11 protein-coding genes and 2 pseudogenes are annotated in these 16,078 nt (G+C 69.3%); 7 read left to right on the forward strand and 6 right to left on the reverse strand.

Annotated elements, in window-relative coordinates; all coding sequences use genetic code 11:
• Positions 1-169: 169 nt before the first annotated feature.
• A complete protein-coding gene (locus ABD350_RS38115; RefSeq protein ID WP_382467064.1) occupies positions 170-409 on the reverse strand; it encodes a hypothetical protein in 240 nt (79 codons plus the stop codon).
• Between the two features lie 114 nt (positions 410-523).
• Between ABD350_RS38115 and ABD350_RS35620 the strand changes: the two genes are divergently transcribed.
• The 3 genes and pseudogenes from ABD350_RS35620 (at position 524) to ABD350_RS35630 (ending at position 3,690) form a co-directional block, all read left to right on the forward strand.
• A complete protein-coding gene (locus ABD350_RS35620) occupies positions 524-853 on the forward strand; it encodes a hypothetical protein (RefSeq protein WP_344353250.1) in 330 nt (109 codons plus the stop codon).
• A 95-nt stretch (positions 854-948) separates the two neighbouring features.
• Positions 949-1,840 (forward strand): annotated as a pseudogene (locus ABD350_RS35625) (IS701 family transposase); the annotation flags it as partial.
• Between the two features lie 551 nt (positions 1,841-2,391).
• On the forward strand, positions 2,392-3,690 hold the full coding sequence (locus tag ABD350_RS35630) for a hypothetical protein (protein WP_344353252.1): 1,299 nt from the start codon (positions 2,392-2,394) through the stop codon (positions 3,688-3,690).
• Here ABD350_RS35630 and ABD350_RS35635 read toward each other — a convergent pair.
• Both ABD350_RS35635 and ABD350_RS35640 read right to left on the reverse strand, forming a co-directional pair.
• A complete protein-coding gene (locus tag ABD350_RS35635; RefSeq protein ID WP_344353254.1) occupies positions 3,677-5,494 on the reverse strand; it encodes an asparagine synthase-related protein in 1,818 nt (605 codons plus the stop codon). The genes ABD350_RS35630 and ABD350_RS35635 overlap by 14 nt on opposite strands.
• A gap of 1 nt (position 5,495) precedes the next feature.
• On the reverse strand, positions 5,496-6,119 hold the full coding sequence (locus ABD350_RS35640; protein ID WP_344353256.1) for a lasso peptide biosynthesis B2 protein: 624 nt from the start codon (positions 6,117-6,119) through the stop codon (positions 5,496-5,498).
• Positions 6,120-6,553: 434 nt separating this feature from the next.
• Here ABD350_RS35640 and ABD350_RS35645 point away from each other — a divergent pair, with 434 nt between their 5' ends.
• On the forward strand, positions 6,554-7,873 hold the full coding sequence (locus ABD350_RS35645) for a S8 family serine peptidase (RefSeq protein WP_344353258.1): 1,320 nt from the start codon (positions 6,554-6,556) through the stop codon (positions 7,871-7,873).
• A complete protein-coding gene (locus ABD350_RS35650; protein ID WP_344353260.1) occupies positions 7,870-8,112 on the forward strand; it encodes a hypothetical protein in 243 nt (80 codons plus the stop codon). The genes ABD350_RS35645 and ABD350_RS35650 overlap by 4 nt, the downstream gene beginning before the upstream one ends.
• Before the next feature lie 152 nt (positions 8,113-8,264).
• Here ABD350_RS35650 and ABD350_RS35655 read toward each other — a convergent pair whose 3' ends face one another.
• A complete protein-coding gene (locus ABD350_RS35655; protein ID WP_344353262.1) occupies positions 8,265-10,466 on the reverse strand; it encodes an endonuclease in 2,202 nt (733 codons plus the stop codon).
• Positions 10,467-10,935: 469 nt separating this feature from the next.
• On the opposite strand from ABD350_RS35655, the gene ABD350_RS35660 reads away from it, so the two are divergent.
• On the forward strand, positions 10,936-11,652 hold the full coding sequence (locus tag ABD350_RS35660; RefSeq protein WP_344353265.1) for an MIP family channel protein: 717 nt from the start codon (positions 10,936-10,938) through the stop codon (positions 11,650-11,652).
• Between the two features lie 1,518 nt (positions 11,653-13,170).
• Here ABD350_RS35660 and ABD350_RS35670 read toward each other — a convergent pair.
• Entirely contained in the window at positions 13,171-13,356 is a 186-nt protein-coding gene (locus ABD350_RS35670) for a hypothetical protein (protein WP_344353267.1), read from the reverse strand.
• Between the two features lie 1,165 nt (positions 13,357-14,521).
• On the opposite strand from ABD350_RS35670, the gene ABD350_RS35675 reads away from it, so the two are divergent.
• A complete protein-coding gene (locus ABD350_RS35675; RefSeq protein ID WP_344353264.1) occupies positions 14,522-15,412 on the forward strand; it encodes an ETEC_3214 domain-containing protein in 891 nt (296 codons plus the stop codon).
• A 241-nt stretch (positions 15,413-15,653) separates the two neighbouring features.
• Here the strand turns inward: ABD350_RS35675 and ABD350_RS35680 are convergent.
• Positions 15,654-16,010: pseudogene (locus ABD350_RS35680) on the reverse strand (transposase); the annotation flags it as partial.
• Positions 16,011-16,078 lie beyond the last annotated feature (68 nt).

A 16,078-nucleotide genomic window follows, 5' to 3' on the forward strand; every position in this document is an offset into this window, starting at 1 on the left:
AACTTCGAAGACCAGACAGCCCTTCAACTGCGAATACACCCAGCCCCGACGCCGACGACTCGACGTGGTCGTTGCGGCACCAGGCCACCACAGCCGCCGCGAACCGGTCACGGAACAGCCCCACCGGACACAGCTCGATGGCCAGCCACACGGCCACCCGATCCTGGCCCTACTCGGCGTTCACCCCGAACCCGTACGCCACCCGGATCCCGCCCCGACGCCTCTGGACCGCCTCGCTCTGCCAGTCATAGTCCGCCCACACCTCCGCAGACACCCTGACCTGCTGAGCCACGTACTCCACCGCCGCGGTCCGCACCTCCTGGGCCGGGTCGGCGCCGGCCAGCATCATCCAGGACGGTCGGGTTTTCCACGCCGCGACCGGAGCGGCTTCGGTGCAGGCGGCAGTCACGGGACACTGTGCCACCGCAGTCGTCCGGGCGGCGGCCGTGCGGGAATCGGCTAATACTCCAGTGTGGTTTCGTGATCGGCGGCTCTGTCGGTGCTTCCTCGTACGGTGCTGTGCATGGGGTATGAACTGCACATCACGCGGCGTGACGACTGGTGGGACGAGGAGGGCTCTGAGATCAGTCGGCAGGAGTGGGAGTCCGTTGTTGCCGCCGATCCCGATCTGGTCATGCAGCCCATCCCCGATGGCTGGCCTGCCGATGCCTTTTCCTCGGCTTTGATGACGACGCGGTCGGAACGGGAGGACGGGATCGAGGCGCTGCACTGGGACCAGGGCCTGGTCAGCGCCAAGCACCCGAGCGACGTGTTGATCGCCAAGATGTGCGAGCTTGCCAGGCTCTTGGGGGGTCGGGTGCAGGGCGACGACGGTGAGTACTACGGCGGTTGAGCGCGGCCACCGCGAGATGATCAAGGGTTGTGTGGACTCTTGAAGATCGTGCGGTGGCCGCGGGCCACAGCATAGATGCAGCCCGTTGGCGGGCGATGTTCGACCAGGCCATGTCGAGGATCGCCGGCCGGTTCCGCCGGGTCCAGCCGAGGGCGACGGCTCGCGCCTACCTGTTCGGACTACTCTCCGGCATCGAGCGGAAGAACTGCTGGCGGCTGGCCGAGCAGGCTGGCCACGCCCGCTCTGGGCCGATGCGGCGCCTGCTACGAACCGCGCACTGGAGTGCCGACGGTCCGCGATGATGTCCGTGCCTACATCGTCGAGCACCTCGGCGCCGACGACGGCGTGCTGATCGTCGACGAGACCGAATTTTTGAAGAAGGGCCGCGGTTCGGCCGGGGTCCAGCGGCAATACACCGGAACCGCCGGACGGATCGAGAACAGCCAGGTCGGCGTGTTCCTCGCCTACGCCTCCCGTCACGGGCGTGCCTTGATAGACCGCCGTCTGTATCTGCCAGAGCAAGCCTGGTGCCAGGACGGCGAGCGCCGGGCCCGGGCCGGCGTCCCCGACCACGTGGAGTTCGCGACCAAGCAAGCCCGCCCTGGCCGGGCGGATGATCGAGGCTGCGCTGGACGCCGGGATCACCTACTCCGGCGCTTTGCCGGAGCCGGAGCGAAGGGACCCCGCTACTACGACTGGGCCCGGATCGACATCGGCGCCGACGGTCACCGCCACCTACTGATCCGCCGCAACCCCACCAGCGACGAACTCGCCTTCTACCTCTGCTGGACCCCACGGCGAGTGCCACTGCCAGAGCTGGTCCGGGTCGCCGGCACCAGGTGGTGCAACGAAGAGTGCTTCCAGGCGGCGGAGGGCCAGGTCGGAATGGACCACTACCAGGTCCGCCACTGGACCGCATGGCACCGACACACCACCCTGGCCATGCTCGCGCTGGTCTTCCTCACCGTCCTGGCTGCCGACGCAAGGCCGACCAGACAGGCCGAGCCGAACCGCCCCGCTCAAAGCAGCGAACCGATCAGCCTGACCGTTCCTGAGATCCGCCACCTGCTCGGGGCACTGCTGATCCCACTCACCACCCTGAACAAGCTGCTGGCCTGGTCGACCTGGCGCAGGCTCCATCAGGCCACAGCTCGCCGGAGCCATTACCGACGACGGATCTCCACCCCCTCCACCGCATAGATCACAAAACCGCACTGGAGTACTAGCCCGGGCAGAAAGCGTGAAGGCGGCGCCACCGACGACGCGGTGGTGCCGCCTTGGACCTGTCGTCACCGGCTCATCCGTCCGGAGGCAGTCCGATGGTGATCGGACCGGGCGCTGCGGACAATGGTGCTCCAGCCCCCCACACGGCGAGAGGTCACCGGTGTGCCCCGACGACGGTCGAAGGAGACGCTTCGTGGGTCCGGTGGGCGCGGACGGGTGGCCGGCCGGCTCACTCTCGCGGGTTGGCTCGGGTGTGTGTCCGGTCGTGGTCGCCGTCGGTGGGTCGCGAACCGCCTGCCTGCGGAGGTGATCGTGTGAAGGCCTCCCACGGGTTCGGCCTCCGCTCATGGCTGAGGGCGCTGCACACGCCGACCAGCACAGGACGGTCACCGCTGGTGATGGTCCTGATCCTGGCGGTGCTCGTCCCGACGACCGCGCTGCTGGGCTTTTTCGGCTTCCAGGACATCAGCGAGGCCTTGACCTATCCGGGCCGCATCACCGGCGCCGCCCTCGTCCTCCTCGGGGTCATCACGCTTCTGGGCGCCGGAGCCGTGGTGGACTATTGGTTCCACAACAGCTTCCCCTACTCCGGCTCGGTGGCACTGCTCGGCGCGTTCGCGGCGCTCGTGGCCAACCTCATGCTGCTGGTCGAGACGTGGAAGGACGGTGACAGCACTCTCTATCTGACGTTGTGGAGCCTGCTCGCCGCCGGTTCCGTGTGCGCGGTCGTCCTGGTGTACCGGGCGAGGATCTCCATTCCCGGCCCCAGACGGCTGGCGGCGGCGGTGATCGCCTCCGCGGCTCTCGCGGCGGCCAATTTCGGTTACGAGCACCTTTTCCAGCCGTCCCAGCGCGGGGCCAAGCCGCTCATCGCCATGTCCGTGGGGAAGGCCGTGATCCGCTCGGACCGGAAGGCGTTCGCCGTGCCGGTCGACATCAAGCTGGAGAACCATGCCGACGTGGGTTTCTACATGCTCGGCACCGAGTTCCACACCATGGGCGAGAAGGTGCCGCTGAGCCCGAAGGACCGGCTGCACGAGCAGTGGCGCGACGACGCCGAGCAGTGGAGCAAGGCCGATCAGGAGTTGCACCCGCTCTCCCGGCGGGAGATCCACCAGCGCGGCCAGTTGCTGGCGGCACAGCCATGGCTGTCCGCCGGGCAGTGGATCGAGCCGGGCGAGAAGATACTCACCCACACCGTCGTACAACTGCCCATGGACACCCCGTACGACCAGCTGACCTTCTACGCCACCGCGAGCTTCGCGCGCAAGGACCGGCTCGGCCTGGACACGCTGCAGCGGATGGGCTACTCCTGGACCGGTGCCGACGTGCCCGGCTGGGTGACGCAAGGGGGGCGCGACGCCGTCGTCTACCGCGGCAGGGTGTACGAGAACAACGCGCTCGACGATCACACACGCGATCCCCGCTGGGTCACCGTCTACTGGCGCTTCGGCGCGCACGGCGTCGAACTGATGGAGAACATCGCGCGGCAGGACGACGAGGCCCGCGTCCTGTCCGCGGGGGAGAGCCGTGAGCTGGTGACGCGGTACGGGATCGGCAGGGCGGCGACGGGTCCGTACGAGTTGACGTTGTGGGACATCAAGAAGCGGTGACCGGTACGGTCGCGTCGTCCGTGAGGTCGCGCCGGCCGAGTCCGTCCAGCCACACGACGAGGGCGAGGGCGCTGTTCACGCGGTCGCAGGCGTAGGCGTCCCCCAGGCCGAGGCGGGCCTCCCGCACGGCCCGGCAGAGCGTCTCCACGTCGAACATCTCCGTGACCAGCGGATGCCTCGCACAGCGGCAGAAGTCGATGAGGTCGTCGCCGTGTGTCCGCAGCCCGCGCGCGTACAACTGGTCGAAAGGGATCTTGGCGGTCCGGCCGCGGATCCGCTCCGGGAGCAGATCCGCCATCGCCTCGCGCAGAACCGCTTTCGGACGGCCCGGACGCGGCGCCGCCTCGGCGGGCAGGCGGCGCATCGTGGCGATGACCTCCGGGTCGAGGAAGGGGTGCGAGAGGAGGAAGCCGTCCTGCCGCGCACGGCGCCAGGACAGCGGGTCGGGTGCGGCCAGGTAGTTGGCCGCGTCGTAGAGGGACTCCTCCGGCCGGCGCCCGTACACGAAGCGGGCCTCGGCGATGCCGGCCTCACGGTAGCCGTGCGCCCGCGCGAACCCGCGCCGCAACCACGGGGGGCGGGAGAAGCCGCCGACGCCGCCGAGTACGGTTCCCCGGCCGCTCAGGGCCAGGGTGACCCGTTCGGTCGCCAGCGGCAGGGCCGGCCGTACGACGTTGGTGACCACGACGTCCCGCAGGCCCCGCTCACCGCCCGCGGCCCAGGCCCGTGCCTGCCGCGTCATCTGCCGCAGCCGTCCCGTGCGGGCCAGCCTGTGCAGGTGCAGCGGGTTGGCGTCCGCGACCGGATCGGCCCCGCAGCCGGTCAGGAGCACATCACAGCCCATTCCCGCCGCGGCGCTGTGCAGCCTGCTCCAGAACGGCGCCCGGAAGGCGTGGGCATGCGGCTCGTCGGCGTCTCCGGCATGGTGCTCGAAGTCGTCGAAGTCGCAGACGTCGTCGGCGTCGACGCTCACCAGGCGGGCGTCGGGGGCGTGCAGACGGATTCTTTCCACCGCCTCGTCCACGTACGGCTGCTCGCCGGCCAGTTCCCCGGTGCCGAAGCGTCCGGCGAGCAGGACGAGGCCTCCCGGCTCGTCCGGTTCCGCGGCGAGCAGGCGTGCGGCGAGCAGGGCGACGCTGGTGGAGTCGGTGCCGCCGGAGACGTGGCAGGCCGTGACCCTGCCCAGACGGCGTGCGACGGCGTGCTCCAGCGCGCGGCGCAGGTCCCGCGCGGCACCGCCGAGGTCGAGGGGGTCCGTTTCCGGGGCCGGCGGTTCGTACGCCTGGCGGGCGCCTCGCGGTGCGCGGCAGCGTAGCCGCCCGGTGGGCGAGAGTTCCACCACCTCGCCGCCGAGGACCCGGCGCACGCCGTGGAAGGGGGTGGATTCCCAGTGCGGTTGCGCGGTGGCACCGGTCAGGTACCAGCAGAAGTAGCGGCGGTCCGGCTCCGCTCCCTCGCCCAGGCGGCGCGCCGAGGTGCTGACCGCGTCCACCCGGCCGCCGTGTTCCCGGAAGAACAGGGGGACGCGTGCCTGCCCGTCCCTCATCAGCAGGACGCGGTCGCGGCACACCAGGACGGCCGCGTAGTCGCCGGTCGGCAGCCGCGGCCACGGTCCCGGCCGGGCGAAGGCGTCGAGCAGGCGGCGCGCGCCCGCCGTACGGTCCCGGGCCGAGCCGGCCCAGCCGACGACCACCGCGGTGCCGGCCGGGGAGGCCACCGTCGTCACCAGTCCCCGCCCGGCCAGGGCCGCGGACACCGAGAGCCTCGGTGCGCCGGCGACCCACTCCAGGAGGAGAGCCCGCACGTCACCGCCCTCCGCCGTCGATGGTGAGCACCGGGGCGAAAGCGTGGCCGCGCGGGTCCGCGTCGGGGATGCACAGGCCGGCCGCGGACGTCCAGGTGTGCAGGGCGAACGGGCGCTCGCGCACGCCGACGTGGAGCACCGCCTTCCAGCCCTGTCGGCGCAGCAGGACGAAGGCGGTCACGGCCTCGGTCTTGCAGTCGTCGTCCACGAACCAGCTGCCGCGGCCGTACGACTGCACCGCCCTCTTCAGCCGGGCGACCTCCTCGGCCGGGGCGGGGTCCGCGCGGGTGTACTCGGGGGCGATCACGGAGAGGAGCCGCAAGGCCCGTCCGAACCCGATGCCCTGGATCAGCAGGTGAACGCCGCGAAGCCACAGGCCGACCGAGGCGTCCGACGATCGTTTGCCGCGGCCCGGCACACAGCCCGCACGAACCAGGCCGGTGACGAGTTCGCCGCGTTTCCCGGAGCCCGCGTCGGTGAATTCCCGCAGGTCCGCCGTCGACATCCCGAGGAAACGCGTCCGCTTCCAGTCGGCGATGAGGACTCCGTCGGACAGCCTGGTGACCCTGCAGTGCGGTGAGAGCAGCCGGGTCACGGCCAGCAACGCGTCGGTATCCTCCGCCACCAGTCTTCCTCCAGGATCGGGGCCGCCGCGTCGATCAGGTCAGGACAGGTAGCCGTGACCGTCGTACATGCCGCCGCTGAAACCCCGGATCAGACGGCCGTTGCCCAGAAGGACGAGTTCGCACGGCAGACGACGCCGCAACAGTCGGAGAAGCATGGCCTACCTCCAGGTCGGGCAGTGCCGGGCGATTTCAGGCTACTACGTCCGGAATGCCCCGCAACCGGGCCGGCCTGCCCGGCTGTGGGTACGGGGTTGCTCCGGACGAGTTGCGTATGGCCGTGGTCGGCACGAGGGTGGAAGGAAAGGCGACACAGCAGGCTCGGACGCGCCGACTCACCGTACGGCCGGACGCGCGGTGTCCGCTCATTGAAGGTGTCTCGGGCGTGCGGCGGGGCGGTCACCGTATGCACGGGGGGAGTCGGAGCGGAGACACCATGACGAACGAATCATTCGACCGCCGTGGGGGCGACGGGCAGTTCGGACTCTACGACCAGAGCGTCCTCAAGCGTGAGAACGCCTACACGGGGAAGTACCTCGTACTCCTCGACTGCCAGGAAGAGGAGCGCGGCATGGCGGCGCTGCGTTCCCAGGCCGGCATCGCGAGCGCGGAACCGGTGCGTGGTGCCGAGGTGGAGAACGCCGTGCGCGTCTTCGAGGCGCCGGACGTGAACGCGCTCTTCCCGGAGCTGGGCGTCGCCGTCGTCGACGTGGCACCGGACCAGCGCGAGGCGCTGGTGACGGCCGCTCAGGAGGAACCGGCGGTCATCGCCGCGGAGCCCGAGCGCCTGGTCTACATTTCAACGATCACGGATCGTACACGGGAGGTGAAGGGGTACTACCCCACGTACCGCAGCGACGAGGACGTCCTGGAGCGGCACACCACGGCGGCGATGGCTGCCTCGCTGGGCCCGGCCTGGGACGAAACCGAGCACACGTGGGGCCTGCAGGCGGTACGGGCCAACCATTCCCCCCTGACGGGGCAGGGCGTCAGGGTGGCGGTGCTCGACACCGGAGTGGACACCGGACACCCCGACCTCTCCGCGCACATCACCGGAACCGCGTCCTTCGTGCAGGGGCAGTCCGTGCAGGACGGCAACGGCCACGGCACCCACTGCATCGGCACGGCGGCGGGGCCGGCGGAGCCGCAGCACCGGCCGCGCTACGGCGTCGCCCCCGAGGCGCAGATCCTGGCGGGCAAGGTGCTCAGCAACCAGGGCAGCGGAAGCGACGGCCAGATCCTCGCGGGGATCGCCTGGGCGCTCTCCCAGGGCGCGAAGGTGATCTCCATGTCACTGGGCGCCCCGGTCAGCCCGGGGCAGCTGTTCTCACCGGTCTTCGAGAGCCTCGCCAAGCGGGTCATCACCGCGGGCACGCTGATCGTCGCGGCGGCGGGCAACGACGGCGGGCCGGTCAACCACCCGGCCAACTGCCCGTCGATCCTGGCTGTCGCGGCTCTGGGCAAGGCGCTGGACGTAGCACCGTTCTCCTGCCGGGGCCAAGGTCTCGTCGGTGCCGAGATCAATATCGCGGCGCCCGGGGTCGATGTGCGCTCCGCCTGGCCGATGCCTCAGGTCTACAACACGATCAGCGGGACCAGCATGGCCACCCCGCACATCGCGGGTATCGTCGCGCTGCTGGCCCAGGGGGCGCCGGAGGCCACGGCGTCCGAACTGAAGAAGCGCCTGCTCTCCGGCGCGTACCGGCTCGCGCAGCCCCCTGCGGGCGTCGGTGCGGGTCTGGGACAGACTCCGTGACCGAATCTCCGCGGGTGGACGTCATCCTGTCCGTCGACGACCCCGGGCGATTCGCCGAGACGATCGGTGCGGCACGGGCCGTCGGACTCACCGTGACGAGTGAGCAGCCGCTCATCGGCACGGCCGCCGGCACCATCGCCGAGGACCGGATCCCGCTGCTGCGGGCGGTGGACGGCGTGGAGGCCGTCGAACGGGCGCGCACCGTCCGCCTGCCACCGCCCGAGCCGCCGGACCGGTGACGACGGACCGACGGGGACGACGGACCGGTGACGACCCGGACCGGGGGACGACGGGGAACCTAAACCGAGGGACGACCGAAAACCGGGGGGCGACGGGAGTGTGACCGCCGGCCGGACCCCGCTGGCGGTCCCTCACGGTCCTTCACGGTCCTTCAGGGCCAGACGCCGGAGAAGTCGATGCTCCGAGCCCACTCGGGGTGGTCTATCAAGGGGTTGCGGTTCCCCTGTATCCCCGCGATGGCCGCGTTGCGGTGCAACTCGTACTCGGTCACGGGTTCGCACTCGTGCCACTCCAGAAGGATGGGCAGCCGCTCCTCGGGGAACTCCCGCGCCCTGTCCCCGACGAGGCCGGGGTACCGCAGCAGGAAGTACAGGGTCGCTCTGGCGACGGCTCCCTTGCTGTGCTCCGGTTCGAACCCGCTCTTCTCGCGCATGCCGCAGTCGTCCCGCACGGCCTCCTCGAAGCCGGGGAAGTCCATGTAGGGGTAGTTGCCGCGGAAGCTGTTGCACGCCGGTTCGCACGCGAACAGATGGTGCAGGTCACCGCGCATGGGCTCCCGCTTGGCGAACCAGGACTGCGGGACGACGTGCTCGCAGTTGAACGGCAACGACGCCTCCAGGGTGTCCAGTTCCTCGGCGAGCTCGTCCGCGCTCGCGGCGCTCTCCCGCAGCAGGAACTCCTGCATGCCCCGGAGCCGGGACGCCTCGGCGGCGGCGTCGGCGCGGATGAGTTCCTCCGCGGTGAAGGTCTTCCCCGAGTAGACGCTGCGCAGGAGGCGGTCGGGATGGAGGTCGACCCACGGGTAGAGCATGCGCGCCGGTTTGTAGGAGGGGCGGGGCCCGTGGGTCTCCTCCAGCAGGGCGGTCAGCGCCTGCCGCAGCGGCTCGCCGTACGAGTCGGCGTCGATGTGCGCGTAGTAGGCGTCCCGCGCGGCGCGGTCGTCGTCGCGGATGTAGTAGGCGCGAGCCTCCCCGAGCCGGAGGTTGAGCAGGGCCGCGTCCAGGTCCTGCGCGACGGCGTCGGCGACGACGGAGCTTCCCGCCGCGCGCCCCGGCCGGGCGGGGACGGCACCGTCGGCGGCCACCGCGGTCACCCGCGGACCGACGAACCGATCGGGGCCGCGCTGTCCGGGCGCCGGCACGTCGACACCCACGGTGATCCGGAGCGGCACGATGATGCCGACGGTGGTGCCGGAGGCGGGCGGTGCGGAACCGTCCGGCACGAGTCCGTCCGGCCCCGGCTGCGCCGTCGTCGGCGGCGCGCCCTCGGGGCCCGGCCGATCCGGTGGCTGGAACAGTTCGTCGCGCAGCCGGGCCGCGTTCCCGGTCAGCGTGAGCCGGCTCAGCGCTTGCAGCACGCGGCTGACGCGCACTCCTTCGTTGGCCTTCCACGCCAGGCGGTGCTCGCCCATCCCCGGCCGCCAGGGCGTTCCGTCAGTGGCCAGGGGGAGGCCGTCGGGACCGGTCTCCGGCACGGCCGAGTGGTGCAGCGCGACGACTTCCCACTGGTCGTTGAAGACAGGGGACCCGGAGGAACCCGGTGCGGTGTCGGTGACGTAGTGGACGAACCGGTCCAGCAGATCGACAATCTGGTTCTCGCGCAGGGCGAGTTGCTTCGGCTCGCCGTTGGGGTGCTGGATGATGTTGACGAATTCCCCGAGGATGACCTTGCCTTGCGCCCCGTCCAGCGGCAGCCAGCCGAAGTCGGCGAGCCGCACGCCCTCCTGGTTGCGCTCGGCCACCGCGACGACGGTGAAATCCAGCTCACGGTCGGTGGCGAAGAAACCGTGGGGATCGACGCGGAAGGTCACCGGAACCAGCGGGCGCCCGTCCAGGCCCGCCTGGAAATCGAACTCGACGACGGCGTGACCCGCTTCCTCCGGGCTCCGCAGTACGTGGTTGTTGGTGAGGAGGAGGGACGGGGACACCATGAAACCGGTGCCGTGATGTCCGCCCTCCGGTGCGCGGACGGAGACCCGTCCGATCGACCGGGCGGCCAGGTATCCTCCCTCCAGGAAAGCCACTCCGGTGAGGTTGTTGCGTCCCATGAGACGTTCCAGGCCGAGCAGATCGGCACCGAACGCATCCGGTGACAGCGCCAACGTACTGCCGGTCGTCGTGGCGGGCTGCGTCGGTAGCTGTTCGATCGCCTTGGCGAGCGACCAGTCGGCGTTCAATCGCGCCAGTCGCCTCTGGACCCGACTGGGGTCGTCGGCGTACAGCACGCCCCGGCTCGCGAGGGTCTGGAGGGTTTCCTCTCGCTGCGGGGTCCGGTCGCCGAAGCGTTTCGCGGCCTTCTCCAGCTGTGTCAGGTAATCCGTTTCCGCCTGGGGAACGTGTTCCACGGTGATCATCGAAGGTCTCCCTCGCTCCGCTCCCCTCCCCCATTGTGTCCACCGGTCACCGGTGATTTCTTCTCGTACGGATGGTCGCCGATTCAATAGTCATCTGGTCAACCAGATGCTGGTCCGTCGTGGCTCTCGGCGGGCAGCAGCAGGCGTCCGGCGGGTCCTCGTGGATCCGCCCGCACTCATCCGGCCGGGCACCCGCAGTCGCCACTGAGCACCCGACCTCGCCATGGACGAGCGCCTAGGGCGCATCGGCGGCCCCGCCACGAAGCCGCCTGCACCTCTCGACGGGCCGCGCTGCCGAAGCCCCCACGTGCCGCCGCCACGAGGCGACTGAAGCAGGGCCGACGAGGTCCGTCCGTCACTCCTTCGGCCCTGTATCACGGCCCTCCGGCGGGCGCGCGTACCCCCTCCGGCCGAGGCTCTCCTTACGACACGAGTGAAATCGACGTAGGTGAGGGTGGTGGCGATGGCGATGCGCACGCGGGCGTTGGCGTCGGAGTTCCTCGGGACTCTGCTTCTGGTCTTCTTCGCCGTGGGCTGCGCGGTTCTGGGGGTCAACTTCATCGGCACCCTGGGGATCGCGCTGGCCTTCGGCTTCGTGCTGCTCGCACTCGCCTACGCGCTCGGACCGATCTCCGGATGCCACGTCAATCCGGCGGTGACCCTGGGCATGCTGTGCGCCCGCCGCATCGACGTGGCCACCGCGATCGGCTACTGGATCGCACAGTTCGTCGGCGGCATCGCCGGGGCGGCCCTGCTCTTCCTGCTCGCCAAGCAGGTGCCCGGCATCCACACCGACGGCGCCTTCGGCAGCAACGGCTACGGGGACCGGTCCGCGGTGCACATCAACACCGGCGGCGCGTTCCTCGCCGAGGTCGTCCTCACCTTCCTTCTCGTGTTCGTGGTGCTCGGGGTGACGCACCGGGTCGCGGTCGTCGGCTTCGACGGCCTGCCGATCGGCATCGCCCTCGCCGTCATCCACCTCATCGGCATCCCGCTGACCGGCACATCGGTCAATCCGGCGCGCAGCCTCGGCCCGGCCCTGTTCGCCGGTGGTTCCGCGCTGTCGCAGCTGTGGTTGTTCATCGTCGCGCCGCTGGTCGGCGGTCTGCTCGCGGCGCTCGTCCACCACGTCACGCACCCGGCGGGCGAGGAGCGCACGATCGCCGATGAGGTGGCGGCGGCCTGAGGGTCCGTCAGCCGAGCAGCTCCGCGCCCATTGCGGCGAACTCGGCGGGGGTGGGGGCGGACGCGGAGGGACTCGGTTTTCGCGCGCTTGGGCCCGCTCCCTCGCCCGCGACGACCAGGCTGGCGTTCTTCGAGACGCTGCCCGGCTGTTATTCCTCGAGATGCTGCCCGACGACTTGTCGCCGGCGCGCTCGATCAGCTCGTTCATCTGGTTGCGGTAGAGGGCCGCGAGAGGGCCGGTCATCGCACCGGTGACCACGACCTTCATCCCGGCCAACGGGCCCGGGTCGCCGTCGCCCTTCGTCCCCCGCCTTCCTGGCGGGGCGCAGTGGCGCCTGGCTCGGTCATCGAAAACCCGGCGGCCGCGAGCCGGTCGATCTGTTCAGCGAGTTCCGCGAGTTCCGCGACGTGACCGGGGCCTTCTCCGCGCCGATCCCCTCGACCCGCTCAGGCGCCGGGGCGGGGCGGCCGCCGGGGTCGCCCCTCACCCCGACGTGGTGGCGGGGTGGCGGGCCGTGGCCGCGGTCGCGGTGGCGGGCCGCTACGACGTGCCCGCGCGCACCACCGGCCGCCCGCCCGTCGACAGCCTCGTCGGCACACGTGTGATCGCCGTGCCCGCGCGGCCGGTGCACGGCAGCGCCGACGGGCAGCTGCCCGCCGACCGCTCGCGGGAGTTGCTGAGCCTGCGCCGGGAGCGGCGGTGGGACGTCGGCCTGGCCCTGCCGGACACGGACCACGCGGGCACCATCATGAGCGTGTACGACTCGGTGCTGGGGAAGGCCGACCGGCGCACTTTCCCGCCGCCACGCGCGCGGGGCAGCGGGTCGCCGAGTTCTGCGGGCTCAGGTGAGGAGTTCGTCAGCGGTGGCGCACAGATGGTCGGCGAGCTTCGTCTTGCGGGCCTCGTCCGGGCTGATACCGCGTTCCAGCCGCGCGGCCACGGTATGTTGAGTGCGAGTCCCTGGATGTCTGTTCCTTCCCCCCGGCCGCCGGGCCCTCGGAGCCCGACGAGCAACCCAGCCCGCCCTACCTGCGCCGCAATTCGACCTGACGTCCTCGCGGACGCGTTGGCCGCCCAGGGCCAGCCCAGAGCACGGGCCTTGGAGCTGCTACAGGACACGCGCTCCGGGGCACTGACCCGGGCGCGGCTCTCACGGCTGGCGGATGTCACCGCGGCGTGCGGGCGGTCCGCGGCGGACACGCTGCTGCGCCTGCCCAATGCCCCCGCAGGCCGTGGACCTTGAGCCCACAGCGCAGGACCTGCTGGACGCGGTGGGTACACGCCCTCACCGCTGCCCCGCACACCCGCAGAGACCCGGCCGGCGTCCTGGGCCGGATCGCGGCCGAACCCAGCGGCCCGACCGCCGACTCCTGGCTCCTGGCTCCTGGCTCCTGGCTCCTGGCTCCTGGCTCCTGCAGGTCATGGCCTGCCGTCTTCACCCGGAATCAGGGCCGAGCGTGCGGCGTATCCCTTCAACACCGCCGCTGCTGCGCCCTGCTTCCTCGTCGCAATCCGGGTTCACCGGGCGGCGGGAAACTGTTTGGGCTCGAAGACGTTCTGCGATGCACCCGGCTGGGAGGTTGTCGGCCGGGGCAGTACCTGTGCCAAGTCGCGGCGTATCCGGTCGGCTTCACCCCGGACCTGGACAGGGATGTCGCCGCGTTCGGCGACGAGGCGGTCGTAGACAGGGGTCTCCTGGAACACGGTGGAACGGTTTCCCTTCAGCGGGCGGCTCGCCGGACGCTGGCAGCATACGGCCTGCGTGCTCATGACCGCCCACGGTAGGAGGCAAGAGCCGCAGGCGGCAGCCGTCTTGATGCTGCCCCAGTGAAGTAAAGCCGGCGACGACGGGGGAGCTTGGCCAGTGCCAAAGCCCTGCCGCTCCGGTGGAGCGTGCACCGAACCGCACGGGTACGGTCGCGGGCATCTGCGTACGCGGTACGCAGGCACGGTGAGAGCGCGCGCAGCTGTGAGAACGAAGCAGCCGTGCGGGCGGACCCGCCGACTGCACAGACCCGTCTGCTCCGACCGTGCTTGGCAGCGCCGGGATGGGGTGACGTATGCATCCGCGATCCCTTCGACCACCAGCACGTCTCCGTTCCCCTTCAGGTGGTCCGTGAAGAACTGCGGGCCGCTCGGCCGTGCCGCCAGTGCGGTGCTCTCCGCACGGAGTCCGCCGCGCGTCTGCTGACCGGCACGCCTTGCTCGAAGCCCGTCACGTCTGCCGAACAACAATTCGCTCAGGGGTTGGGTCCCTCGCGGATCTGGCCGCGCTCCACCTCGCCGCCATCCTCATCTGGGCACGGCGCTGACCAAAGAGACAGAACCTGGCCGCGGAGCTACTGAAGGGTGATGAGTACGGAGCAGACCGCACGGTGATCCGCGCACACCTGCGCGTGCCGTGCGGCTCCTCTGCCCCCCGTGCCTGCCGACGTCAGCTGTTGTAGCCCTTCTGCCTGACCGGTGCCGAGCCACAGCGATTGGAGGCAAAGGGGTTCCGGAAAACCAGGGTCTGCGGGCCCTGCAAAGGAGGATCCGACAGACCCGAAACCTGTGGACTGGGGCAAGTAGGGTTCGAGAATCCACTTGCTCACCGAGCGGACTGGTCTGCCCCTGCCCGTCGGCGTCTCGAGTGCCAGTCCTGGGTGTCTCGAACAGGCAGGCTCCGCGCCGACTGGCTGCCGCGTGACCGTGTCTGCCCTCTGATCATCTAGACCATTGGACTGTACCCGCAAAGGTGTGTGAGTTTCCATACGGGTGGCCAACGGGCCGGAGCGGGCACCGAGCGCCGATTAGCGTTACCGATCCGCTCGTCACGTTCAGCGTGTTTCTGCTGGCATGCGACACCACGGTGAGGTATTCATGCCCTATGACCGGCACCGATGGTGAGCATAAGCAAGGCAGGGCATTGACATTCGGCGAACGTTTCAAAAACCTGACCGAACGCAATCTGGCCCTGGTCGTTCTGCTCTATGTCAGTAGCGCCGTTACTGCAGTGAGTACTTTTATTACCGCATATGTCACCGGCGGGCGCTGGTATCAGCAGCACTTCAACTGGCAGGCTGGCGAGTCTGCGAAGCTCGCCAAGCTTCACGCCGGTTACACCCTTGCAAAATTCGAGGAACTGTTGGGCCGGCCGTCCATCCAGGTCTCGCTCGGCAAGACTGGCCTGGGAAACCTCACTCAAAACTCCTTTCAGCCACGTAGTGAATACTGGGTCGACGCCGTGACGGATTCACGCAACCAGGTCGTAGCGTACGCAGTCACATCCTGCGACTCGGGATTCAATCCCTCTTTCACCTACTGGGACGGCAGACGGAATAGAACCGTATCCCTGAATAAGACGCCATTTTCGTCAGCTCTCCACATGGGTACGCTCAAAGCTCATTACAGTCCGACTCTTGCTCCTCACTATTATTTCGCGATCCAGCACTGGAGCGCCCTCACCATCAACAGGTCCTATGCTGCGGGTGTCACGAATCTATGCCCATGGAAAGCTATCGAACCAACCCACCCCTCCACCACCTGGAACGATTGGTACGATCGCTCGCTACGGAATTTCAAAACGAAGGATTACATCCTTTCAATTCCCTCCAAAGATCTCGACAGGCTAGGCCGAGATCTCCTGTCTGATTACGCCGTAAACACCTATGCCGAAACAGCTCCTACGATCAATTTCGACGTCTACCCTGACCAGATCGGCGTGAACCCGATGCTGATTCCTCCTGCCGTGTCACATCTTCTTGAGTCAGGGCCCTGAGTTGTTTTCTTCTCTCCTCGTCAATAACCTGCCGCGCTCAGTTTTCCGTACATGGGTGGGCGGCGGTGTTTCCGGCGACGAGTCCTGTAGCCGTCCGAGTACAGGTACTCATTCCCGGCCCGGCCGTCCTGGTGGAGTGACGGCCGGGCCGGGCGTACGACGACCGAGAGGCAACTGCCGATGGCGGGCGGACAAGCATGAGGGCCTTCGCGCGATGTGCCGCCGACTCTGACTGATCGTTTCAGAATGCGGTGCGTAGCTGTCTCAAGCAGATAATGGCGCAAGCGAGTTGAAGGAGTCCCTGGTGGAGGTCGGCGCGTATCTCGTAGCCGATGCGCAGGCGCTTGAACTGGTGCAGCCACGCAAGGGTTCTCTCTACCACCCAACGGGTCTTGCCCAGCCCGGAGCCGTGCGGGGCACCGCGTCGGGCGATCTTCGGGACGATGCCGCGGACCCATAGGAGTCGGCGGTACTTGCGGAAGTCGTAGCCTCGGTCGGCGTACAGGCGCTTCGGCTTGTGGCGGGGACGGCCGCGCCGGCCCCGGATGCGTGGAATCGCGTCCAAGAGCGGGACGAGCTGGGTGACGTCGTGCCGGTTGCCGCTAGGCCGTTTCTTTCAGATCATCGGATCGTTGGTCTGGGTGTGTCGTTGACTGACGCCCAGTG

The organism is Streptomyces nogalater, assembly GCF_039532885.1.
In the GTDB taxonomy this organism is placed as follows: Bacteria; Actinomycetota; Actinomycetes; order Streptomycetales; family Streptomycetaceae; genus Streptomyces; species Streptomyces nogalater.